18 protein-coding genes and 3 pseudogenes are annotated in these 22,514 nt (G+C 64.2%); 10 read left to right on the forward strand and 11 right to left on the reverse strand.

Annotated elements, in window-relative coordinates; genetic code table 11:
- The first annotated feature begins 78 nt into the window (after positions 1 to 78).
- The 4 genes from IVA74_RS22570 to cyoD are packed head-to-tail and all read left to right on the forward strand — an operon-like array spanning position 79 to position 3,929.
- The gene (locus IVA74_RS22570; protein WP_247348209.1) at positions 79 to 912 is read left to right on the forward strand and encodes a cytochrome ubiquinol oxidase subunit II; all 834 of its coding nucleotides are present in this window, start codon (positions 79 to 81) and stop codon (positions 910 to 912) included.
- Positions 902 to 2,902 (forward strand): cytochrome o ubiquinol oxidase subunit I, encoded by a 2,001-nt coding sequence (gene cyoB / locus IVA74_RS22575; RefSeq protein WP_247348210.1) that lies wholly within the window; start codon positions 902 to 904, stop codon positions 2,900 to 2,902. Before IVA74_RS22570 ends, cyoB begins: the two co-directional genes overlap by 11 nt.
- Positions 2,902 to 3,543, forward strand: coding sequence for a cytochrome (ubi)quinol oxidase subunit III (locus IVA74_RS22580; protein ID WP_247348212.1), 642 nt, complete (start codon positions 2,902 to 2,904; stop codon positions 3,541 to 3,543). The genes cyoB and IVA74_RS22580 overlap by 1 nt, the downstream gene beginning before the upstream one ends.
- On the forward strand, positions 3,540 to 3,929 hold the full coding sequence (gene cyoD, locus IVA74_RS22585; RefSeq protein WP_247348214.1) for a cytochrome o ubiquinol oxidase subunit IV: 390 nt from the start codon (positions 3,540 to 3,542) through the stop codon (positions 3,927 to 3,929). Before IVA74_RS22580 ends, cyoD begins: the two co-directional genes overlap by 4 nt.
- A 219-nt stretch (positions 3,930 to 4,148) precedes the next feature.
- Here cyoD and IVA74_RS22590 read toward each other — a convergent pair whose 3' ends face one another.
- A complete protein-coding gene (locus IVA74_RS22590) occupies positions 4,149 to 4,937 on the reverse strand; it encodes a thermonuclease family protein (RefSeq protein ID WP_247348216.1) in 789 nt (262 codons plus the stop codon).
- A 198-nt stretch (positions 4,938 to 5,135) separates the two neighbouring features.
- On the opposite strand from IVA74_RS22590, the gene IVA74_RS22595 reads away from it, so the two are divergent.
- From IVA74_RS22595 to IVA74_RS22605, 3 genes are read left to right on the forward strand one after another with little or no spacing between them, the layout of a single operon-like run.
- The gene (locus IVA74_RS22595) at positions 5,136 to 6,734 is read left to right on the forward strand and encodes a GMC family oxidoreductase (RefSeq protein ID WP_247348217.1); all 1,599 of its coding nucleotides are present in this window, start codon (positions 5,136 to 5,138) and stop codon (positions 6,732 to 6,734) included.
- A gap of 7 nt (positions 6,735 to 6,741) precedes the next feature.
- On the forward strand, positions 6,742 to 7,191 hold the full coding sequence (locus IVA74_RS22600) for a hypothetical protein (RefSeq protein ID WP_247348219.1): 450 nt from the start codon (positions 6,742 to 6,744) through the stop codon (positions 7,189 to 7,191).
- A gap of 60 nt (positions 7,192 to 7,251) precedes the next feature.
- On the forward strand, positions 7,252 to 8,271 hold the full coding sequence (locus IVA74_RS22605) for a trypsin-like peptidase domain-containing protein (protein WP_247348221.1): 1,020 nt from the start codon (positions 7,252 to 7,254) through the stop codon (positions 8,269 to 8,271).
- Between the two features lie 169 nt (positions 8,272 to 8,440).
- On the opposite strand, the pseudogene IVA74_RS22610 reads toward IVA74_RS22605, so the two are convergent.
- A pseudogene (locus IVA74_RS22610) lies at positions 8,441 to 11,929 on the reverse strand (indolepyruvate ferredoxin oxidoreductase family protein); the annotation flags it as partial.
- Positions 11,930 to 12,090: 161 nt separating this feature from the next.
- On the opposite strand from IVA74_RS22610, the pseudogene IVA74_RS22615 reads away from it, so the two are divergent.
- From IVA74_RS22615 to IVA74_RS22625, 3 genes and pseudogenes are all read left to right on the forward strand, one after another.
- Positions 12,091 to 12,528: pseudogene (locus IVA74_RS22615) on the forward strand (hypothetical protein); the annotation flags it as partial.
- Positions 12,529 to 12,732: 204 nt separating this feature from the next.
- Positions 12,733 to 13,452 carry an isochorismatase family cysteine hydrolase gene (locus IVA74_RS22620; protein WP_247348224.1) on the forward strand — a complete coding sequence of 240 codons (720 nt, stop codon included), beginning with the start codon at positions 12,733 to 12,735 and terminating at the stop codon, positions 13,450 to 13,452.
- A pseudogene (locus tag IVA74_RS22625) lies at positions 13,413 to 13,831 on the forward strand (regulator); the annotation flags it as partial. The gene IVA74_RS22620 and the pseudogene IVA74_RS22625, both read left to right, overlap by 40 nt.
- Here IVA74_RS22625 and IVA74_RS22630 read toward each other — a convergent pair.
- The 9 genes from IVA74_RS22630 to IVA74_RS22670 form a co-directional block, all read right to left on the reverse strand.
- Positions 13,832 to 14,656, reverse strand: a complete 825-nt coding sequence (locus tag IVA74_RS22630; RefSeq protein WP_247348226.1) for a carbohydrate ABC transporter permease — start codon at positions 14,654 to 14,656, stop codon at positions 13,832 to 13,834.
- Complete coding sequence (locus IVA74_RS22635; protein ID WP_247348229.1) at positions 14,653 to 15,591, reverse strand: sugar ABC transporter permease; 939 nt, start codon at positions 15,589 to 15,591, stop codon at positions 14,653 to 14,655. The genes IVA74_RS22630 and IVA74_RS22635 overlap by 4 nt, the downstream gene beginning before the upstream one ends.
- Positions 15,588 to 16,910 (reverse strand): extracellular solute-binding protein, encoded by a 1,323-nt coding sequence (locus IVA74_RS22640; RefSeq protein ID WP_247348232.1) that lies wholly within the window; start codon positions 16,908 to 16,910, stop codon positions 15,588 to 15,590. The genes IVA74_RS22635 and IVA74_RS22640 overlap by 4 nt, the downstream gene beginning before the upstream one ends.
- Positions 16,911 to 16,988: 78 nt before the next feature.
- On the reverse strand, positions 16,989 to 17,768 hold the full coding sequence (gene soxA / locus IVA74_RS22645) for a sulfur oxidation c-type cytochrome SoxA (protein ID WP_247348233.1): 780 nt from the start codon (positions 17,766 to 17,768) through the stop codon (positions 16,989 to 16,991).
- Complete coding sequence (gene soxZ, locus IVA74_RS22650; RefSeq protein ID WP_247348235.1) at positions 17,765 to 18,082, reverse strand: thiosulfate oxidation carrier complex protein SoxZ; 318 nt, start codon at positions 18,080 to 18,082, stop codon at positions 17,765 to 17,767. The genes soxA and soxZ overlap by 4 nt, the downstream gene beginning before the upstream one ends.
- A complete protein-coding gene (locus tag IVA74_RS22655) occupies positions 18,082 to 18,549 on the reverse strand; it encodes a SoxY-related AACIE arm protein (RefSeq protein WP_247348237.1) in 468 nt (155 codons plus the stop codon). The genes soxZ and IVA74_RS22655 overlap by 1 nt, the downstream gene beginning before the upstream one ends.
- Before the next feature lie 4 nt (positions 18,550 to 18,553).
- The gene (gene soxX, locus IVA74_RS22660) at positions 18,554 to 19,006 is read right to left on the reverse strand and encodes a sulfur oxidation c-type cytochrome SoxX (protein WP_247348240.1); all 453 of its coding nucleotides are present in this window, start codon (positions 19,004 to 19,006) and stop codon (positions 18,554 to 18,556) included.
- Positions 18,999 to 20,270, reverse strand: coding sequence for an NAD(P)/FAD-dependent oxidoreductase (locus IVA74_RS22665; RefSeq protein ID WP_247348242.1), 1,272 nt, complete (start codon positions 20,268 to 20,270; stop codon positions 18,999 to 19,001). Before IVA74_RS22665 ends, soxX begins: the two co-directional genes overlap by 8 nt.
- Before the next feature lie 54 nt (positions 20,271 to 20,324).
- Positions 20,325 to 22,511, reverse strand: a complete 2,187-nt coding sequence (locus IVA74_RS22670; protein ID WP_247348244.1) for a molybdopterin cofactor-binding domain-containing protein — start codon at positions 22,509 to 22,511, stop codon at positions 20,325 to 20,327.
- Between the last annotated feature and the right edge of the window lie 3 nt (positions 22,512 to 22,514).

The raw sequence follows: 22,514 nt of genomic DNA on the forward strand, positions 1-22,514 counted from the left end.
CCGCGACTGCGTTTGCTGCCGGAGCCTTTCCCGCGCTAGGCTCTGTCCCGGGGCTTCCCAACCGCCAGTGGCTTGCCGATGAATCTGCTCGATCCACAAGGACCTGTGGCTGCGGCCAACAGCACGATCCTGGTCGATTCCGTCTTCATCATGCTCGCGATCGTGGTGCCGACCATCATCGCGATCCTCGGCTTTGCGTTCTGGTTTCGCGCCTCCAATCCGAGGGCGCACTTTCAGCCGGACTTCGTCTATTCCGGGCGCGTCGAGATGGTGGTGTGGGCGATCCCCGCGCTCACCGTGATTCTGCTCGGCGGCGTCGCCTGGATCGGCTCGCACCAGCTCGATCCCGCAGCACCCGTGCCCGGCACCGGCAGCCCGGTCCGCATTCAGGCCGTCTCGCTCGACTGGAAATGGCTGTTCATTTATCCTGACCAGCGCATCGCCACCGTCAACACGCTGACGGTGCCGGCCGGCGCCGAGCTGAACTTTCAGCTGACGTCGTCGAGCGTGATGAACACGTTCTTCATCCCGCAACTCGGCAGCATGATCTACACCATGAACGGCATGGTGACGAAGCTGAACCTGCGCGCCGACAGCGAAGGCAAGCTGCAGGGCCTGTCGGCGCATTTCTCCGGCGACGGTTTTCCGGACATGATGTTCGACGTCGACGTGATCTCGCCGCTCGCCTTTCCGGACTGGGTGGCGGCGACGGCGAAGAGCGATGCTGTCCTCAATGAGGAAAGCTACAAGAAGCTGATGCAGCAGGGCATCGAAAAGGGCAGGCCGACCTACCGGCTCGACGATCCCAGGCTGTTCGACCTGATCGCGAGCCAGCACATTCCGCCAGGACCGGGGCCAGAGCTGATCTCCGATGCCGGCCGTCCGCACAGTGGAGGCCATGATGCTCGGTAAGCTCGACTGGTCGGCGATCCCGTTCGACCAACCCATTCCGCTGATTGCGGGCGCAGTCGTGCTGTTCGGGATTCTCGCGGTGCTGATCTGGGTCGTGGTGAAGGGGCATCTGCCCTATCTCTGGCACGAGTGGATCACCAGCGTCGACCACAAGCGGATCGGCGTCATGTACATCCTGCTGGCCTCGGTGATGCTGCTGCGTGGCGGCAGCGACGCCATCATGATGCGGATCCAGCAGGCGGTCGCCTATCAGTCGCAGGGTTATCTGCCGCCGGAGCATTACAACCAGATATTCTCCGCGCACGGCACCATCATGATCTTCTTCGTGGCGATGCCGTTCGTGATCGGGCTGATGAACCTGATCGTGCCGCTGCAGCTTGGCGTGCGCGACGTCGCTTTTCCGACACTCAATTCAGTCGGCTTCTGGCTCACCGCGACCGGCGCGCTGCTGGTCAATCTCTCGCTCGTGATCGGCGAATTCGCCCGCACCGGCTGGCTCGCGTTTCCGCCGCTATCGGAATTGTCCTACTCGCCGGGCGTCGGCGTCGATTACTACGCCTGGTCGCTGCAGATCTCCGGCGTCGGTACGCTGGTGGCGGGCATCAACCTCGTCACGACGGTGCTGAAGCTGCGCACCAAGGGCATGAACTATCTGCGCATGCCGATGTTCTGCTGGACCACGCTGGCCTCGAATCTCCTCATCGTCGCGGCCTTCCCGATCCTCACCGCGACGCTGGCGATGCTGCTGCTCGACCGCTATCTCGGCTTCCACTTCTTCACCAACGAAGCCGGCGGCAACGTCATGATGTTCATGAATCTGATCTGGGCCTGGGGTCATCCGGAGGTCTACATCCTGGTGCTCCCGGCGTTCGGCATCTTCTCCGAGGTGGTCTCGACCTTCTCCGGCAAGGCGCTGTTCGGCTATCGCTCGATGGTGCTGGCGACCATGGCGATCTGCATCATTTCCTTCATGGTCTGGCTGCATCACTTCTTCACGATGGGCGCAGGTCCCGACGTCAACGCCATCTTCGGCATCGCCAGCATGATCATCGCGATACCGACCGGGGTGAAGATCTACAATTGGTTGTTCACGATGTATGGCGGCCGCATCCGCTTCGAGACGCCAATGCTGTGGTCGATAGGCTTCATGGTCACCTTCATCATCGGCGGACTGACCGGCGTGCTGGTCGCGGTGCCGCCGGCCGATTTCATGCTCCACAACAGCATGTTCCTGGTTGCGCACTTCCACAACGTCATCATCGGCGGCGTGCTGTTCGGTGCCTTCGCCGGCTTCGAATACTGGTTTCCAAAGGCGTTCGGCTTCCGCCTTGACGACCGCTGGGGCAAGCTGGCGTTCTGGTTCACGTTCCTCGGCTTCTACGTCACCTTCGTGCCGCTCTATGTCGCCGGCATGCTCGGCATGACGCGGCGGATGCAGCACTATGATGTCGCGGCATGGCGGCCGTGGATGTTCGTGGCGGCCGCCGGCATGGCCGTGCTGACGATCGGGGTGATCTGCCAGATCGTGCAGATCGTGGTCAGCATCCGCAACCGCGATGCCTTGCGCGATCGCACCGGCGATCTCTGGGACGGCCGCTCGCTGGAATGGGCGACCTCGTCGCCGCCACCGGTTTTCAACTTCGCTTTCAATCCCGATGTGCGCGGCGAGGATGCCTACTGGGACATTAAGAGCCGCGCCCAGCAGCAATCGCTCGAGCATGAAGTGCCCGAGTATCATGACATCGAGATGCCCCGGAATTCCCCGACCGGCTTCGTCTGCGCGTTCTTTGCCACCATCATGGGCTTTGCACTGATCTGGCACATCTGGTGGATGGTGATTTTGGGCGGCATCGGGGCGTTCGCGACCTTCGTCGTGTTCGCCTGGCGCGACCATGACGAATACGTCATTCCGGCCGACGAAGTCGCCGCGATAGACCGCGTCAATATCGAGGAGCGGCGCAGCCTTGTCAGCATGGCGGGGACAGTCTGATGTCAATGACCGCGACGGCCGGCCGTGCGCACGCCGATCCCCATCACATCGGGCTCGTCATCGAGCATCCCGGGCCGGCGCCGAAGCGCATCGTGACCGCCTATGGCTTCTGGGTCTTCCTGCTCTCCGACATCGTGATGTTCTCCTGCTTCTTTGCGGCCTATGCGGTGCTGGTCGGCCAGACCGCCGGCGGCCCGAAAGGTTCGGAGATATTCGACCAGCGGAATGTGGCGATCGAGACTGTCTGCCTGCTGCTGTCGAGTTTTACGTGCGGCATGGCCAGTATCGCGGCCGATGTGCGCAACCGGTTCTGGTTCTACCTCGGCATGGCCGTGACTTGCGGGCTCGGAGTGGTGTTCCTCGCCATTGAGTTCCGCGAATTCGCCGATCTCGTCTCCCGCGGTTATGGGCCGTCGCGAAGCGCCTTCCTCACAGCGTTCTTCTCGCTGGTGGGATGCCACGGTCTGCACGTCTCGGCCGGCGTGCTGTGGCTGCTGACCATGATGGCCCAGGTCTTCGCCAAGGGCTTTCGCGCAGACGTCCTGCGCCGGATGATGTGCTTTGCGCTGTTCTGGCATGCGCTCGACATCGTCTGGGTCGGGGTGTTCTCCGTGGTCTACTTGCTTGGGAGTGGCGTATGAGCGATCAGGCGCATGTGCGGACCGAACGCGACCTCGCGCCGGGCGAGGAAGAGCAACACAGTGTCGGCGCACGCATCCTTGGTTACGTGGTCGGCCTTGTGCTTGCGCTGCTGCTGACGGCGACGTCGTTCTTCATCGCCGGCACCGATCTGGTCTGGCAGCCTTCCATTCCCGTTGCGCTGATTGTGCTGGCGATCGCGCAGATGGGCGTGCACCTCGTGTTCTTCCTGCACATCACCACTGGCCCCGACAACACCAACAACGTACTGGCGCTGGCCTTCGGATTGCTGGTGGTCTTCCTGGTGGTCGGTGGCACCGTCTGGATCATGGCGCATCTGAATGCGAACATGCCGCCGATGGATCAGATCATGCCGATGCGCCGTTAGCGCATTGTGCAAAAAAGAAGAGCCGCTTGTTGTGACAAGCGGCCCAAGTCTAGGGAGGAAACGCCCGAGCAAAGCAATCGGGCCGGAACCGGATTGCCGCCAAGGAAACGCTCGCGCAAAGCGCTTGCGTAAACATTTAAATGCAGCAACTCCCGATAGAGTTCAATTCCGGATGAATACTGTCTCCGGCTACCGCTCACGGCTGCGTGACCGACTTCCTCATTTCGGCCGGCGGCAATTATAGGCCTTGCGGAAGCCCGCGGCCTGGGCGTCGTCCTCCGAGCAGAACCAGCGATCCGGCTTGGTGGTCGCGGGGTAACTCGGGCAACCCCGCAAATGATAGATGCCGATATTGCCGGTGACGCGCGCGCGCACCGCAAGCTTGCCCTTGATGCTACAGCTCGGCGGCATGTTCAGATCCTCGGGAAACAACGCCGCGCGAATCTCCTTGTCGCGGTCGGCGCGGCAGGCGGCACCCAGGAGCACGCCGTCCTTCTTGCCGGTGCGAAAATCTTGCGGTGCAACAAAGCAGCCCTTCCAGATTCCGACCGAGGCCGATTTGGCGTCGGCCGCCGCTGACTTGACGTTCGTCTTGATCGGCTCGCGCGCGACGGCAAAGCCGAGCTTGACTAACTGCTCGTTCAAGCTGGTCTTGTCGCCCTCGGCCGTGCAGATCGCGCGGTGCCGCTTGCCGAAGCTCTTTTCGGGGCCGACATCGTCGCAACGCACGGATCGCTTGCCGATCAGCTTCGCGAGCTGGTCGCGGGCCTCGATGCCGCAGGTCCAGGGATCGGCGTGATCGTCGATGCAGACCTGATCCAGCTCGGGCGCGTCGACGCCGTCGAGGCGGTAGGTGACGTCGCCGAGCTGGATGGAGTTGCCGTCGCGGACTGTCGCGGCGGCGGTCAGCGCAGAGGCGGGGCCGGAGGTGCCCAGAAATCCGGACAAAGCGAGAAAGAAAACGAGCGCGAAAGCGCGCGCGGCGGAAAATGAATTCTCGAAGGACATACGGTCTCGCTATCGATTGGTCTTTCGCCTTGTTCCTAGCATCCGGATGTGGCGATACCAATGGTCTGCGCCCTGCGAAGTGCGACATTCCGGCCCCGCGGCTTTACTCAGCCGTAGCTCTGATCCTATCGTTGCCCGGCCTCGCGGACCGCGGAGGCCGAATCGCCCGTGAAGCGGCGAGGGAGGGAAAAGGTTGCGATGAAAGACCCCGTGGACGTCCTGATCATCGGTGCCGGCGCTTCAGGCGCGGCGGTGGCGTGGTCGCTGGCCGAGACCAAAATGCACATTCTCTGCCTGGAGCAGGGTGGCTGGATGAACCCGGCGGAATATCCCAGCACGGGCCGGGACTGGGAGGCCAAGTTCTACGGCGAGTGGTCGTCGAGCCCCAACATCCGCGGCCGGCCCGAGGACTATCCGATCAACGACGACAATTCGCCGATCAAGGTCGTCAACTATAATGCGGTCGGCGGCTCGACGGTGATGTACACCGCGCATTGGCCGCGGCTGCATCCCTCCGATTTCAAGGTCAAGACGCTCGACGGCGTCGCCGACGACTGGCCGATCGATTACGACGCGCTGACCCCGTTCTTCGAAGAGAATGACCGGATGATGGGGACGTCAGGCCTGTCGGGCGATCCGCTCTCGCCGCTGACGCATCCGCCGATGCCACAACAGCCGCTCGGCTTGTCCGGCGCCATCATCGGCAAGGCCATGAACGAGCGCGGCTGGCACTGGTGGCCGTCGGACACGACGGTTGCGACCATGGATTATGAGGGCCGCGCGCGCTGCATCAATCTCGGCCATTGCACGCCGGCCTGCGCGCAAGGCGCAAAATCCTCGACCGACATCACCTATTGGCCGCACGCGGTCCGCGCCGGTGTCGAGCTGCGCACCCATTGCCGGGTGCGCGAAATCACCACCGACGAGAACGGCATGGCCACAGGCGTGGTCTACTACGACAAGGATGGCGTCGAGCAGTTCCAGCCGGCGCATGTCGTCATCATCGCCTGCAACGGCGTCGGCACGCCGCGGCTGCTGCTGAACTCGGCATCGAGCCGCTTTCCGAACGGTCTTGCCAATTCGTCCGGCCTGGTCGGCAAGAACCTGATGTTCCATCCCTATGCGCAGATCTACGGCTACGTGAAGGAGCCGACCGACAGCAACCGTGCGCCGCCGACCTGCCTGTGGAGCAAGGAGTGGTATGACACGGACCTGGCGCGCGGTTTCGTGCGCGGCTATGGCGTCCAGTTCGTGCGCGGCGCCGGACCGGTGTTCGAGGCTGTCGTCAGCGAGCAGAAGGGCATCTTGCCGTGGGGCGCCGATCATCACCGCATCTTCCGCAAGCTCAACGGCCACCGCCTCGGGTTTTCCGCGATTTGCGAGGACCTGCCGGAGGAGCATAACCAGGTCACGCTCGATCCGGTCTTGAAGGACAGCCACGGCATTCCCGCGCCGAAGATCGACTACACGATCAGCGAGAACAGCCGGAAGATGATGGAGCATGCGCTGGCGCGCGGCCGGGAGATTCTCGAAACGGCGGGGGCGAGCGACATCTGCGTCAACTCGCCGATCCCGTGGGGCGGCTGGCACCTGCTGGGCACGGCACGCATGGGCACCGACCCCGAACGCTCCGTCGTCAACGAATGGGGCCGCTCGCACGACGTGAAGAACCTCTTCATCGTCGATGGCAGCGTCTTCGTCACCTCGGGCGGCGTCAACCCGACCTCCACCATCCAGGCCATCGCGCTCTACGTCGCCGACCAGATGAAGCAGCGCCTCGCCAATTTGTTCGATTGAGAATGATATGTCCGCAGAAAATCAACTGACACGCGCCCAACGCGACGACCTTCGCACCATCGCCGCGATGATCGTTCCCGCCAGCGACGCGTACAAGGTGCCCGGCGCCGATGATCCCGCGATCCAGGCCGACATGCTGGCGACGCTTGGCCGTGACAGCAAATTGGTGGCGGCGGCGCTCGACCATCTGGCGCGGCTTGCGGGCCAACCGTTCGCCGAGCTCGATGCGGCAAAGCGCGATGTGGTGGCGCAGGAGTTTCGCAGTTCCGGCGGCGGGGCTGCCGCAACCCTCGTCCGCGTGGTGCTGCAATGCTACTACCGCGACGACCGTGTGCTGCACTCGCTAGGGCTCGAGCTGCGCGCGCCGTTCCCCAAGGGTTACGTGCTCCCGGATGGCGACTGGTCCCTGCTCGACCCGGTCAAGGCAAGGGCGGGCTCGCTGCGGCGGGTGCCCTAAGCGGCCACTTGCGCTGGAGGGAACAGGCCACCATCTGTGTGACCCTCAAGGACTCTTGCCATGCTGGATTTTACCACAGACATCGTCGATGACGCACCGTCATCGCGAACGACAGCGGCTGCCCCGGACAATGACCGGGTCCTGCTGGACGCCTATTCCAATGCCGTGATCGACGTGACCGATCGCGTCGGCCCTGCGGTGGTGCGCGTCGAAACCGGGCCGAAAGTGCCGAACGGCCGCGAGCGCGGCGGGCTCGGCTCCGGCATCGTGATCTCGCCGGACGGGCTCGTGCTCACCAATAGCCATGTGGTCGGCTCGTCGAAGGAGATCCGGCTGCGGGACGTCGAGGGTAATGTCGGCGAGGCCCGCGTGCTCGGTGTCGATCCCGATACCGACCTCGCGCTGCTGCGCGCCAACGGCGTGCGTGACTTGCCCTATGCCGCGCTCGGCAACTCCCAGAACCTGAAGCGCGGCCAGCTCGTGATCGCGATCGGCAATCCGCTCGGATTCGAGTCGACCGTCACCGCCGGCGTGGTCTCCGCGCTCGGGCGCTCGATCCGCTCGGTCAGCGGCCGCACCATCGAGGACGTGATCCAGACCGATGCCGCGCTCAATCCCGGCAATTCCGGCGGGCCGCTGGTGTCGTCGAATGCCGAGGTGATCGGCATCAACACCGCCATCATAAATGGCGCGCAAGGCATCTGCTTCGCGGTCGCCAGCAACACCGCGCAATTCGTGCTGTCGGAGATCATCCGCCACGGCTATGTCCGCCGCGCCTATATCGGCGTCGCCGGGCAGACCGCGCCGATCCCGCGGCGGCACGCGGTGCTGGCCGGCGTCGAGAACAAGATGGGCGCGTTGCTGGCGCAGATCGAGCCGGACGGGCCGGCGGCGAAGGCGGGCCTGTTGTCCGGCGATGTCGTGATCAGCCTCGACGGCGTCGGGATCAATGGCGTCGACGACCTGATCCGCGTGCTCGACCGCGACCGGATCGGCCGGCGGCTGGCCATGGACGTGCTGCGGCTCGGCCGGCTGCGGGCGATCGACATCGACCCGGTCGAGCGCAAGCCGGCCCGCTAGCTGTGGTCTTTCAGGAGGTTGTCCATCATTGCGAGCGAGCGGGTCCGCGCGAAGCGCGGCCCGATGACGGGCTCCGCGAAGCAATCCAGACTGTCTCCGGGGAAAGACTCTGGATTGCTTCGTCGCAAGGGCTCCTCGCAATGACCAGGAGAGAGTTCGGGCCTAACCGCTACTCCGCAGCCACCGCAAAGCGGCTGTTCTCCAGCTCCGCTTCCAGCCGCGCCTTCTCGGCCGCGGCAAGCTTGATGTTGGCCTCCTTGACGTGGCCGAAGCCGCGGATCGTCTCCGGCAGTCGCGCAAGCTTTGCCAGCAGCGGGATCTGCTCCGCCTTCAGCCCGGCGATCCGCTGATCGATCATGCCGAGATAATCCGCGACCAGCTTCCGCTCGGTCCGGCGCTCCTCGGTGCGGCCGAACGGATCGAACGCGCCGCCGCGCAGGAATTTCAGCTTGGCCAGAACGCGGAAGGCGTGGATCATCCAGCCGCCGAATTCCTTCTTCTGGAGATGTCCGGTGGTCTTGTCGCGCTGTGCGAAGATCGGCGGGGCCAGATAGAACTTCAGCTTGAAGTCGCCGTCGAATTTCTCCGAGACCTTCTTGGAGAAGCTGCCGTCGGTATAGAGGCGTGCGACCTCGTACTCGTCCTTGTAGGACATGAGCTTGAATAGATTCTTGGCGACAGCCTCGGTCAGCTCCACGGACGCGGGCGAGGCAGCTGCTTCCGCCTTGCGCACCTTGGCGACGGCCGCGAGGTAGCGGTCGGCGTAGGCCTTGTCCTGGTAGCCACTCAGAAACTCCGCGCGGGTCGCGATGATGTCGTCGAGCGACTTCGCCGGCGCGGACGCCCGGCTCCTGAACTGGAGCACGCTGCGCACCCGCGACATGTCGTGGGCGGCGAGGCGTCCCCAGGTGAAGGCAAGCTTGTTCATCTCGATGGCGGTGCCGTTGATCTCGATGGCGCGGAGCAGCGCTTCCAGCGACAGCGGGATGGCGCCCTTCTGGAAGGCGAAGCCGAGCATGAAGGGATTTGTCGCAATCGAATCGCCCATCAGCGCCGAGGCAATGCCGGTGGCATCGATGATGTCGAGGTTCTTGTCGCCGACGGCGTCGCGCAGCACGGTCTGCATCGTGCCCATCTCGAAATCGAGATCGGGGTTTTGCACGAAGCTCGCGGTGGGCTGCAGGTCGGCGTTGACATAGGCCTTGGTCACGCCGCGCTCGGCACGGCTGAGCGCGGAGGGACCGGCCGAGACGATCATGTCGCAGCCGAGGATGACGTCCGCGCCGCCCGTGGTGATCCGGACCGCGGAGATGTCTTCCGGCTTCGCGGCGATGCGTACATGGCTCATCACCGCGCCGTTCTTCTGCGACAGGCCGGTGAAATCCAGCGCCGAGCAGCCGCGGCCGTCGACATGGGCGGCCATGCCGAGCAGCGCGCCGATGGTGATGACGCCGGTGCCGCCGATGCCGGTGACGAGGATGTTGTAGGGCGCCTCCAGCTCGCGCGCAGGCGGCAGCGGAAGGTCGGCGAACAACTGGCCTGAGTCTACTGCCGAGGTCTTCATGCGCTTCAGGCTGCCGCCATGCACGGTGACAAAACTCGGGCAAAAACCTTCGACGCAGGAAAAGTCCTTGTTGCAGTTCGACTGATCGATCTGGCGCTTGCGGCCGAATTCGGTCTCGAGCGGCTGCACCGAGACGCAATTGGAAGCCTGCGAGCAATCGCCGCAACCTTCGCAGACCAGCTCGTTGATGAAGGCGCGCTTGGCGGGATCGGGATAGAGTCCACGCTTGCGGCGGCGGCGCTTTTCCGCCGCGCAGGTCTGGTCATAGATGATGACCGTGAGGCCCTTGATGTCGCGCAGCTCGCGTTGAACGGCATCGAGCTCGCGGCGGTGATGAATGGTCGCGCCCTGCGGGAAGTAGTTGCCTTCAGGGTATTTGGTGGGATCGTCCGAGACGACCGCGAGCCGCTTGACGCCTTCGGCCCAGACCTGGTGCGCGATCTGCGCGACGTTGAAGCCGCCCTCGGCCGGCTGGCCGCCGGTCATCGCGACGGCGTCGTTGTAGAGGATCTTGTAGGTGATGCTGATGCCGGCGGCCGATGCCGCGCGAAGGGCGAGAAGCCCGGAATGGGTATAGGTGCCGTCGCCGAGGTTCTGGAAGATGTGCTGCTCGGTGGTGAAGGGCGCTTGTCCAATCCAGTTCACGCCTTCGGCGCCCATATGCGAGATCAGATCGGTGCGGCGCGTCGGCATGCTCAAAGCCATGCCGTGACAGCCGATGCCGGCCATAGCGCGGCTTCCTTCGGGCACGCGCGTCGAGGTGTTGTGCGGGCAGCCCGAGCAGAAGAACGGCGTGCGCGCGAGCTTGATCTGCGTGCTGGTGGTGACGGGGTTGTCGAAGGCCTCGAGCCGCGCGAGCCGCTGCTCCAGCACCGGGCTGTGATGGCCGAGCTTGCGCAACCGCGCCACCAGCGCGGCCGCGACCAAGGTCGGCGTCAGTTCGCCCTCGCTCGGCAGCAGCGGTGCGCCGCGCTCGTCGCGTTTGCCCGTGACGGTCGGGCGGCGGGACGCATCGATATTGTAGAGGATGCGCATCAGCTGGTCTTCGATGAAGCCGCGTTTCTCCTCGATCACCAGGACGTCTTGAAGCCCTTCGGCAAAACGCTTGGCGCCGCTTTCCTCCAGCGGCCAGGTCATCGCGACCTTGTAGATGCGCAGGCCGAGGTCCTGCGCGTCCTTGTCGGTAATGCCCAAATCGGCGAGGGCCTGCCGCAGATCGAGATAGGCCTTGCCGGTCGCGACGATGCCGAGACGTGCTGGCTTGGAGTCGAGCACGATGCGGTCGAGCTGGTTGGCGCGGGCGAAAGCCTGCACCGCCGCCATCTTGGGGCCGAACAGGCGCCTCTCCGCGTCCAGCGGCGGATCGGGCCAGCGGATGTTGAGGCCGCCGGGCGGCATCTCGAAATCGTCGGGGAGCTTGATCTGGATGCGTTCGGGATCGCTATAGATCGAGGCCGAGCTCTCCACGGTCTCGCTGATCGCCTTGAAGCCGACCCAGCAGCCGGAGAAGCGCGACAGCGCAAAACCATAGAGGCCGAGATCGAGATAATCCTGCAGCGTCGCCGGATTGATCACGGGGATCAGCGCCGCTGCGAACACCTGCTCGCTCTGATGCGCCAGTGTCGAGGACTGGCAGCCATGGTCGTCGCCGGCAAGCGCTAGCACGCCGCCATTGAGCGAAGTTCCGGCCGCATTGGCGTGCTTGAGCGCATCGACCGAGCGGTCGACGCCGGGTCCCTTGCCGTACCAGATGCCGAACACGCCATCGACCTTGGCGCCGGGAAACAGGCCGACCTGCTGGCTGCCCCAGACGGCGGTCGCCGCGAGGTCCTCGTTGAGGCCGGGGACGAAGGCGATGTCGTGCTGCTGGAGGTGCGACTTGGCACGCCACAGCGCGTGGTCGTACATGCCGAGCGGGGAACCGCGATAGCCCGAGATGAAGCCGCCGGTGTTGAGGCCCTGGAGCCGGTCGCGTTCGCGCTGCAACATGGGCAACCGGACCAGCGCCTGCGTGCCGGACAGGAATATCCGCTTCGATTCGAGCCGGTATTTGTCTTCCAGCTCGACCTGCATCAGCGTCATTTCAGAAGTCCTTGTCTCTGGTTCGACTTTATTCGACTTGGGGTTTGCGCTGCGGGAGGGATTGCGGCTGCGCGACGCGAATTGTGACAGTCAAAGGCATGGGCCAGCGAAGTCAATATCGCTGGCCGCATCCGTGGCGCTCCTGCTAGTCATGGCTTCCAGTGGAGAACACCATGGGCGACCTCTATCCGTTCTCGCTGCAGCAAAAGCTCGCCGTCATCACCGAGAACTCGCCGTATTACTCAGGCGCCGACGATCCTTCGAATCCCTGGGGCGGGGCGATCATTCCGATAGAGATGCTGAGCGTGCTGTTCCAGTACCGCTCGAAGAGCGATCCGTTGCCGGCGAAGGGACCAGCCGTCGGCCTGTTCGCCGATCAGGAGATCAGGCTGGTGAAGGGCCCGCTCGTCGTCGAGGAGTACGAAGTCGAGCGCGAGGTGGTCGCGCTCTCCGGCAGCCGCCGCACCGAGAGTGCGTGGGTCAAGACGCGCGTGTTCGACAAGACGAATTCGGCGGTCGCGACCATGCTGCTGAACATGGCGACGCTGAAGGATTCCTACGCGCCGTATGAGGAAGAATATCGGCGGCGGTACGGAGAGACTGCCCGCTGAAAACGAGCTTCGTTGTCGCTCATCCTCTAGGCAAATGCCCGTCGCAAAGCCGTCGCACAGCGAATAAGCAGCCGCGAGCACTCTCGATAACGCGCTGATAGCGCAACGAATTTGCGCGCTTCGTCTTCCCGATCGTCATTGTACACAATGGCACGGCGCTTGCAGAACTCCTGGCACACAGAGTTCTCGCGAGGGGCGGGCGTCATGTTGAACTCAAGCAAGCCGACACTGGGCGTCATCAGCGCCGAACCCGGGCCGATCGAGCTCGACTGGTCGGCTACCGCGCTCGTGATCATCGACATGCAGCGCGATTTCATGGAGCCCGGCGGCTTCGGCGAGACGCTCGGCAACGACGTCAGCCAGCTCGCGCGCGCGGTGAAGCCGATCGGTGCGGTGCTGAAGGCCGCGCGCGACACCGGCATGCTGGTGATCCACACGCGCGAAGGCCATCTGCCCGATCTCTCCGACGCGCCGCCGGCGAAAGTCGAGCGCGGCGCGCCATCCTTGCGCATCGGCGACCCCGGCCCGATGGGCCGCATTCTCATTCGCGGTGAGGCCGGCCACGACATCATCCCGGAGCTCTATCCGCTCGACAGCGAGATCGTGATCGACAAGCCCGGCAAGGGCGCATTCTACGCCACCGAGCTCATCGACGTGCTGGAGAAATACGGCATCGAAAATCTGCTGGTGTGCGGCGTCACCACCGAAGTGTGCGTCAACACCACCGTGCGCGAGGCCAATGACCGCGGCTATCGCTGCGTCGTGATTTCGGACGGCTGCGCATCCTACTTCCCTGAATTTCACGAGATGGGCCTGAAAATGATCAAGGCCCAGGGCGGCATCTTCGGCTGGGTCGCAAGCTCAGCCGCGGTATTGGAGGCGATGCCAAGCTCCAGATCGACACCATGCTGGGCTCGACCATGAATGCGGCGGCGACCGTCGGCGGAATGGCGCAGTCAAGGCTGCCGCGATCGCAGCGCTTCCGCAGCAGGGCGTGTTATATCACGGGCTCGACGTGATGGGTGGCGGCTCCATTCTCGGCGGCCTCATCCTGGGTGCCATCGGCGTCTTCATCATCGAGCGTGATTTCGAGAAGGCCTCGGCGTTCGCCTTGGTTGGCGCCGTGCTCACCTATTTCGGCTTCATGCACGGCGAGGCCGTGGGTATCGGCGGAGGGTTCGGCGTCACGCCATCCGTCGCTTTCGCCTACGCCGTGATGGCTGCCGGACTGTACGTTCTCAGCCGGCGCAGCAGCGAGAACTACATGCCGCATGCGGAGATGACGGCCGCGCCGGCGGAGTAGCTACCCGCCCTTGACGGCCCCAGCGGTGAGCCCGGCAACGATCTGTCGCTGGGCGAACACCGTCAGCAGCAGCACCGGGAACGTCACGATCAGCGCCGCGGCCGCGAGCGGCCCCCAGCTCAGCTGGTCGAACGAGATCATGTTGTAGACGGCAACCGGCAGGGTGCGTGTCTCACGTCCCGCCAGCACGATGCCGAACACAAAATTGTTCCAGGAGAAGATCACGGCCAGAATGAAGGCAACGGCGATGCCGGGCTTGGCGATCGGCAGCGCGACATGGCGGAAGACCTGCCAGCGTGTGGCGCCGTCGATGAGGGCGGCTTCTTCCAGCTCCATCGGCGTCGTCTCGAAATAGCCGATCATGATCCAGATCACGATCGGCACCGTCACCACCAGATGGATGATGATCTGCGGCACCAGCGTGCCGAGCAGTCCCAGCCATTGGAACAGCAGGAACAGCGGGATCAAATAGGACAGGCCGGGCGTGATCCGGGCGATCAGGATCACGATCGCGGATTTGTGCGCGGCCATGCGTGCGATGCCGTAACCGGCGGGGACACCGACGATCAGCGCAAGCAACGTCGCGCCGCCTGTCACGATCAGGCTGTTGATGAAATAAGTCAGGAAGCGGTTGGAGGCGAGCACGTCCGCGTAGTTCTTCCAGGCGATATGCTCGGGGAAGAACACCGGCGGGTAGGCGGCGTTGTCGATCTCGAATTTGAGCGACAGCGACAGCATCCAGAGAAAGAACAGGATTGCCGGCGATACGATGACGAACACCGAAAGCCACAGGCCGATTTTGCCGATGATCTGACGGGGTGTCATGCGTCGCTCGAGATTTCTGTCCACAGCATGCGCTGGCGGGCATAGAGCATCACGGCCGCAAGCGCGACGATCAGCAGGAAGAACACCACCGCGATCGCCGAGCCGTAGCCGAGGTCGTAATAGGAGAAGGCGACGCTGTAGAGATAGATGTTGATGGTCTCCGACGCCGATCCCGGTCCGCCCTGCGTGATTGCGAAGATGATGTCGAAACTTTTCACGGCGTCGATCATGCGGATCATGCCGGCGATGAACAGGAACGGCATGATCAGCGGCAGGGTGATGAAGCGGAAGACCTGCCAGATATTGGCGCCGTCGATCTGTGCACTTTCATAAGGCTCGGTCGGAATCGCGGCGAGGCCGCCGAGCACGATCAGCATGACCAGCGGCGTCCATTGCCAGGTCTCGACCAGGACCAGCGAAGGAATGACGGTCGCGGGATGGAACACCCAGAGCTGCGCAGGGATCCCGACCAGTGACAGCAAATAGTTCAGCACGCCGAGCTGCGGGTGGAACATCATGGTCCAGACCAGCGCGATCGCCACCGGCGTCGCCATCATCGGCATGATGAAGACGCCGCGCAGGAAGCCGCGGCCGGGGAATTTCTGGTGAAACACCACGGCCGCAAACGTGCCGAGCACGAGCGGCAGCAGCACGGACAGTGCGGTGTAGAACAGCGTATGCCCGATGGCCTCGATGAAGCGGGGATCGCTCGTCAGCCGCAGATAATTGGAGAATCCAGCGAAGGTGGTCGCCGAGCCGACCTTCCACTCGTTCAGGCTCATCCAGATCGTGAAGACCCACGGGAAGATGATGATCGCGAGCACGACGACCAGCGCCGGCACCACGAACGGCCAGTAGGACGGCGGCCGCAACTCTTTCTCCGGCGCGGCATCAGACTTTGCCGCGCCCGGAGTCGATTGTGTCAACGCACTCACGTCTTCTCGCTACGCTCCAGGATCGGCCGGTACTGATCGTTGGCCTTCTTCAGCTCGGCGGCAGGATCGGCGCCGGACAGGGTCGCGGTGACCGCGGCGCCGACGATGTCGCGGAATTCGGCGACCGGGATCACGACGGGCAGGCCCAGCTTGCTGATCTTGCCGGAATCGATCACCGATTGCAGCCACTCCTTGGTCTTCACGCCCTTCTGGACTTCGGGATCGCCGAGGATCGAGTTGCGGAACGGCACGCCGCCACCGGCCTGCAGCAGCCGCGCGCCCTGGGTCTTCGAGACCACCCATTGGCAGAGCAGATAGGCGGCTTCCTTGTTCTTGCTCGCCGCGGCAATGCCGATGCCGTCGCCATAGGTCGAGGAATATTGTCCCTTGGGGCCGGCGGGTACGACGGTGTAGCCGACCTTGCCGACAACGCGCGAAGCGGCCGGATCTTCCAGCGGCGGCGCCCAGCCGACGCCGTCGATCCACATCGCGGACCGGCCTTGCGTGAACGAGGCCATCGACTCCATCCAGTTGAAGCCGGCGACGCCTGGAGGCGCCGATTTCGTCAGGAGTGTCTGATACAGCTTGGTCGCGGCAATCGCTTCCGGACCGTCGGTCAGGATGTTGCCCTTGGCGTCGAGGAATTCCCCGCCATAATCGAGGAAGAAGTTGCTCCACATCGCCATGTTGGCGTTGCGCAAGCCGCGCCCGACAAAACCGTAGATGCCTTCCTTGGCATCGGTGAGCTTCTCGGCCGCCGCGGCCATCTCGTCGAGTGTCTTGGGCACGGCGACGCCCTTCTTCTCGAACAGCTCCTTGTTATAGTAGAGGATGAAATAATCGACCGACCACGGCAGCGACAGCATCTGGCCCTTGTCGTTCTTGGCGTATTGCAGGCCCGCGGCCGAGAAATCGCTCTCCACGAGATCAGGGGCGGTCAGCGTCGGATCCTTCATGAAGGGCGTCATGTCGGCGAGCCAGCCGCCCCTCTCGAACTGCCGCTTCTGCACGTGATAGCTGAGATGGACGACGTCGAAGCTCGGCCGTCCCGAGGTCAGCTCGATCACCACCTTCTGGCGCTGCTGCTGCTCGGGAATCTGCTCGGATTCGACCTGAATGCCGGTGAGCTCGGTGAACTCCTTGACGTATTTTTGCAGATTGTCGCCGCGGGGCCCCTTGGCGAGGATCACCTCAAGCTTGGTCCCGGCGTATTTCTTCCAGTTCACCTCGGCGCGCGCCGGCAATCCCGTCAGGCTGAGCGCGCCAGCGGCGGCAGTGCCCGTTAAAAGCGTACGACGCGAGATTTTGTGGTTGACCACTTTAGGTCCCTCCCTGTGACTCAATTTGGGCGGATACTAGCGGCCGTTCTGCGTCTGCCTAGTCCTAATCTGCGGAATTCAGGGCCGCACGGCCGGCGTTTCCACACTCAGGCCGCGCGCCCGCGACATCAGATAGAGTTCGAGCGCAACGAGCTCGGGCGAACCGTAATCATAGGCCTGGGCGCGAACGCCGGTCATGCAGCTGCGCAGCCGCCGCTCCAGCGAGCCCAGCGTCTGCCATTCCAGGCGATAAAGCGGATAGCCGGTCGGCTGCCCTTGCGTGATCGGCGCGCCGGCAAGACGCTTGTTGTAGTTGTCGTCGTGGCAATTGGTGCAAGCAAGGTTGAGCTGGCCCTCACGTTGCATGAAGAGGTCGCGGCCCTGTTCGACAAACGGCTTCAGCTGCGGATCGTCGCCAGCCGTGATCGCCGCGCCCCGCGATTGGTGCGCGACGAAGGCGGACAGGGCCAGCAGGTCGCGGCTCTCGTACGGCAGCGGCGTTGCCTGCTGATGATTGCTGCGGCAAAGATTGATACGCTGGTCGAGCGTGACGGGGCGCGTCAGCGCCTTGTCGAAGGCCGGATAGCGCGCTGCGACGCCCTTCATGCTGCTGCGCGCATCGCCGTGGCAGTCAGCGCAGGCCTTGTCGGCACTGCCGGACTTCTTCGTCCACAACGCCTCACCGTCGAGCACGAACAGCATGCCGGGATTTGACGTGTCGTCATCCTGCATCGCACGTGTGTCAGGCCCCATGAACGAATAACCGGAGCGGCGCGCGTCCGGCGGAATCTCGCCGGCGAGCAGGGCAGGGGTGGTGGCGAGGAGCGCCGCCGCTGCTATCGCGCGCCAAAAATTCATTCGACGGTGATCGATGCCGATGCGCTCGACGAATAGCCGTTGTCGCCGGTCCACTCGAACTCGAACTTGCCGCTCTCCTTCGCGACCGTGAAGAACGACAGATAAGGGTTGGCCGCGATCGCCGGAAACAGGTCAGCACGGAAAATCTCGGCGCCGTTGTAGCGGCACGTAAAACTCGTGATGATGTCGCGCGGCACCGGCGCGCCGTCCGCGGTGTGCCGGAAGCCGGTTTCCATGATGTGCGAGGTCAAAGTGCGGATCTCGATGACATCGCCGCGCCGGCCCTTTGCCGGAACGTTGATCAGCGCGGCCATCAGTTCATCTCCTCGGTGCAGGCGGCCAGCGTCACGACGATTTCAGTCGTGATCTGCCAGAACGTGTCGTCGGAAAGACGCGCGATCGCCACCACCTTCTGGGTGTCGGCGAGCCGGATACGGGTCGAGATTTGGGCGCGGCCGGAGGAGGGGCCGAGATAGAAATTGCCGATGTTCGGCTGCGGGTTCTTCTCATTGAAGACGTGGATGCTCTTGACGTAGTCGTCCGTCGTCATCGGGCTGGCGACGCTCACGGTCATCGGCACCGTGTTGCCGTTCTCGACCAGCGGCGGAATGTCGAGCTTCACCCTGCCGGTGCGCACAGGTGCTTCGCCGACGACGTTGCGGATCGCGGTGGTGAGCATCGGGGGCGTCGCTTGCAGCGGCCGCAGGGTGACGATCGGGATCGTCCCGGCGGCCGCGACGCCTCCGGCGATACTCAGGAAATGTCGTCGCGTGGTTTGCATGGACCTAGTCCCGAAGCGTTGCAAGAAAGGCCACGATGTCCTCGATCTCCGTGGCCGACAATATCGGCCTGCCGGCGAAATTGCGCCCGACGCGCATGAGGTGGTCGTTGCGATAATAGGACGGCATGATGGTCTCCGGGTTGAAACGCGCCGCATCGACCAGTCGAAGCCGCAACTGGCTCGTGGTCCAGCGGTTCCCCGCACCTGTGAGATCAGGCGCGAGGTCGCCCTGGAACCGCGTTTCGGGGAAGGGGCCGGAATGGCAGAGGATGCAGGTGGTGGTGCGCGCGAGCACAAGCGCGCGGCCGCGCGCGGCATCGCCGGGCGCGCCGGTGAGCGATTCCGCAATGCCGTCTCCGGCGATGTTGTAGGGCAGGAGTTCCTCTGCCCCTGCATGGCAGGCGAAGGCGAAACTGGCGGCGATCAGCGCTGCGATATGGATCGATGATCTAGCCAAAGGTGTCTGCCGTGATGGTTTGAAACCAGTGCTCGGCTTCAGTCGCTTCCCGGGCGCGCAACTCGCGCGGAGCATCGACCGGGCTGGTCGCGCCGCCCTCGACCTCGGCGAAGATATCGCCCTTGGGCTGGTAATTGCCGGCGAGTGAAAAGCCGTAACCGGGCGCGACAATGTTGTAGCAGATGCCTGTCAATCGCGGCGTTTCCGGCGCCCGACCGGCGAGGAGATTCACGATGGCGGCAGCACAGGCCTTGCCCTGTGCGCCCGCAGCGGACGCCGATTTGGGAATGCCGCCGCCGAGGCAGGCATCACCAATGACGTGGATGTTCCGGACGAGTTTTGACTCAAAGGTAACAGGATTGATCGGGCACCAGCCGGTTGCATCCGCAGCGCCCGCGACCTCGGCAATACGCCCGGCGCGCTGCGGCGGGATAACATTGGCGACGTCGGGGGTGTAGTTGCCGAACTCGGTGACGATGGTCCTGGTCGCGGGATCGACCGAGGTCACGCGGCCGCCTTGCGACAGTCCGATGCGTTCGATCATGTCGCCGTAGAGCTCCTTCCACGCCTTCTCGAACAGCCGCTGCTGCGAGAAATTGTCCTTGGCATCGAGGATCAGAACCTTCGAGCGCGGCTTCTTCGTCTTCAAATAATGCGCGATCAGGCTGGCGCGCTCGTAAGGCGCCGGGGGACAGCGCGAGGGGTTGGCGGGGATCGCAATGGCGACAGTGCCGCCGTCCGGCATTGCCTCCAACTGCCGGCGCAGCAGCAGCGTCTGCGCGCCTGCCTTCCAGGCGTGCGGCATTTTTTCTGATGCCGCGTCGTCATAGCCGGGCAACGCTTCGAAATGGAAGTCGATGCCGGGGGAGAGTACGAGACGATCATAGGGCAGCGCAACGCCATCGGCCGTGATGACGCTGCGCAGCTGCGGCTCGATCGTGGTCACGGCCTGGCCGATCACGGTGACGCCCTCCGCGCGGAGCCTGTCATAGCCAAACTGCTGCGCGTCGATCTCGCGCAGGCCGGCAATCACCGCGTTACTGAAGGGGCAGGAGGTGAAGATCGCATTGGGTTCGATCAGGATGACTTGCAAGTTTGCCTGCGCGCGCTTCAGCGCGCGGGCGCACGCAGCGCCGCCAAAGCCGCCGCCGATCACGACGACGCGGCCCGCTGATTGCGCGCGCAGGATGGAAGGTACGGCGAGCGATGTTGCCGCGACGGTGATGCCGAGGACGGCATTCCGCCGTGTCATCGGCGCTTTCATGGGCCTTATCCGAAAAATGCTGCGGCGGCCATGGTGGCCGCCGCAGCTGTCGTCTCAGGCGAAGGTGATGTTCTGGTCGCGCAGCGGCACCGAGCGGATGCGCTTGCCCGTCGCCGCGAAGTACGCATTGAGCACCGCCGGCGCCGCGACGCCGATGGTCGGCTCGCCGACTCCGCCCCAGAACCCGCCGCTCGGCACCATCACCGATTCGACCTTCGGCATCTCATTGATGCGCATCGAATTGTAGGTGTCGAAGTTGGTTTGCTCGATCTTGCCGTCCTTGACGGTGCAGCCGCCGTAGAACAACGCGCTAAGGCCATAGACGAAGGAGCCCGCGATCTGCCGCTCCACCTGTGCCGGATTGACGACGTAGCCGGGATCGGTGGAGGCGACGATACGAAGCACCTTGATCTTGTTGCCGTCGGTCACCGAGATTTCGGCAGCGCCGGCGACATAGCTGCCATAGCCCATCACCTGCGCGATGCCGCGATAGACGCCCTGCGGCGCCGGCGTGCTCCAGCCGATCTTCTCGGCCACGGCATTGAGCACCGCGAGATGCTTGGGGTGATTGCCCATCAGCTTGCGGCGGAATTCGAGCGGGTCCTGGCCTGCGGCCTGGGCCAGCTCGTCCATGAAGCATTCCATGTAGATCGCGTTGTGATTGACGTTGACGCCACGCCAGAAGCCGGGCGGAACGTGCGGGTTGCGCATCGCGTGCTCGACCAGCAGGTTCGGCACGGAGTAGCCGAACGCGGCTTCGCCGGTCTGGGCGACGCCCTGGAATGCGGCCGGATCCATGCCGTTCTGCAGCGCTTCGGGACGCAGCGAGAACAGGATCGACTGCCCGGACAGACGGTAGTGCAGCGCGATCAGATTGTTGTCGGCATCGAACGCGCCGGTCATCTTACACTGGGTGATCGGGTGATACTTGCCGTGCGCCATGTCCTCTTCGCGAGACCACAACAGCTTGATCGGCGTGCCCGGCATCTCCTTGGCGATGATGACGGCCTGGCGAACATAGTCGGTCTGGCCGCGCCGGCCGAAACCGCCGCCGGGCATCACCTTGTACACGTCGCACTTCTCCGCCGGCAGGCCGGAGGCTTCCAGCACCGCCGCGAAGACAGCTTCTCCGTTCTGTGTGCCACACCAGACCTCGCATTTGTCCGCCGTGTAGAGCGCCGTGGCGTTCATCGGCTCCATGGTGGCGTGGTTCTGGTAGGGATAGCTGTAGACGGCCTCGACCTTCTTGGCGGCAGTTGCAATCGCCGCCTTCGCGTCGCCGTTCTTGTTGCCGACATAGGCCGGCTGCGCGTTGTCGAGGCCCTCGGCCAGCCACTTTGCAATCGATTCGCTCGAGACCTTGGCGTTGTCGCCCTCGTCCCAGACGATCGGCAGCGCCTCCAGCGCGGTCTTGGCGTGCCACCAGGTGTCGGCAACGACCGCGACCGCGGTATCGCCGACCTTGACGATCTTCTTGACGCCCTTCATCCCGGCGATCTTGGCTTCGTCAAAGCTCTTCACCTTGCCGCCGAACACCGGGCAGTCCTTGATCGCGGCGTTCAGCATGCTCGGCAGCTTGACGTCGATGCCGTAGATCATGGTGCCGGTGGTCTTCTCGGCGGTGTCGAGCCGCTTCACGCCCTTGCCGATCAGCTTCCAGTCCTTGGGGTCCTTCAGCTTGACGTCGGCCGGTGGCGTCAGCTTGGCCGCGGCCTCGGCGACCTTGCCGTAGGTCGTGGTCTTGCCCGAGGGCGTATGGGTGATGACGCTGTTGGCGGCCGTGCATTCGGATGCCGGCACTTTCCACGTCTCGGCGGCGGCCTGGATCAGCATCACGCGCGCGGTGGCGCCGCCCTTGCGGACGTAGTCTTGCGAAGAGCGGATGCCGCGGCTGCCGCCGGTCGAGAAATCGCCCCAGACGCGCTTGCGGGCGACGCTTTGGCCGGGCGTCGGATATTCGGTCGAGACTTTCGACCAGTCGCATTCGAGCTCCTCGGCGACGAGCTGGGCGAGGCCGGTGAGCGAGCCCTGGCCCATCTCGGAGCGGGCGATGCGGATGACGACGGTGTCGTCGGGCCGGACCACGACCCAGGCGCCGATCTCGGGCGAGCCGTCGGCCGCGCGGACCACGGCGGGGCCGCCGAAGGGGATGTCGAGGCCGATTGCGAGGCCGGCGCCGACCGCGGCCGTGCCGATGACGAAGGCGCGGCGGTTGAGCCGCGGTGAAACATGCTGATTCATGAT

The organism is Bradyrhizobium sp. 132, from assembly GCF_023074185.1.
Taxonomy (GTDB): domain Bacteria; phylum Pseudomonadota; class Alphaproteobacteria; order Rhizobiales; family Xanthobacteraceae; genus Bradyrhizobium.

Coding starts and splice junctions, on each gene's coding strand:
- cyoB (WP_247348210.1), top strand. CDS start 902: ATGCTCGGTAAGCTCGACTGGTCGGCGATCCCGTTCGACCAACCCATT.
- cyoD (WP_247348214.1), top strand. CDS start 3,540: ATGAGCGATCAGGCGCATGTGCGGACCGAACGCGACCTCGCGCCGGGC.
- IVA74_RS22580 (WP_247348212.1), top strand. CDS start 2,902: ATGTCAATGACCGCGACGGCCGGCCGTGCGCACGCCGATCCCCATCAC.
- IVA74_RS22620 (WP_247348224.1), top strand. CDS start 12,733: ATGTTGAACTCAAGCAAGCCGACACTGGGCGTCATCAGCGCCGAACCC.
- IVA74_RS22590 (WP_247348216.1), bottom strand. CDS start 4,937: ATGTCCTTCGAGAATTCATTTTCCGCCGCGCGCGCTTTCGCGCTCGTT.
- IVA74_RS22600 (WP_247348219.1), top strand. CDS start 6,742: ATGTCCGCAGAAAATCAACTGACACGCGCCCAACGCGACGACCTTCGC.
- IVA74_RS22655 (WP_247348237.1), bottom strand. CDS start 18,549: ATGCAAACCACGCGACGACATTTCCTGAGTATCGCCGGAGGCGTCGCG.
- IVA74_RS22665 (WP_247348242.1), bottom strand. CDS start 20,270: ATGAAAGCGCCGATGACACGGCGGAATGCCGTCCTCGGCATCACCGTC.
- IVA74_RS22670 (WP_247348244.1), bottom strand. CDS start 22,511: ATGAATCAGCATGTTTCACCGCGGCTCAACCGCCGCGCCTTCGTCATC.
- IVA74_RS22630 (WP_247348226.1), bottom strand. CDS start 14,656: ATGACACCCCGTCAGATCATCGGCAAAATCGGCCTGTGGCTTTCGGTG.
- soxA (WP_247348233.1), bottom strand. CDS start 17,768: ATGAATTTTTGGCGCGCGATAGCAGCGGCGGCGCTCCTCGCCACCACC.
- soxZ (WP_247348235.1), bottom strand. CDS start 18,082: ATGGCCGCGCTGATCAACGTTCCGGCAAAGGGCCGGCGCGGCGATGTC.
- IVA74_RS22595 (WP_247348217.1), top strand. CDS start 5,136: ATGAAAGACCCCGTGGACGTCCTGATCATCGGTGCCGGCGCTTCAGGC.
- IVA74_RS22570 (WP_247348209.1), top strand. CDS start 79: ATGAATCTGCTCGATCCACAAGGACCTGTGGCTGCGGCCAACAGCACG.
- IVA74_RS22605 (WP_247348221.1), top strand. CDS start 7,252: ATGCTGGATTTTACCACAGACATCGTCGATGACGCACCGTCATCGCGA.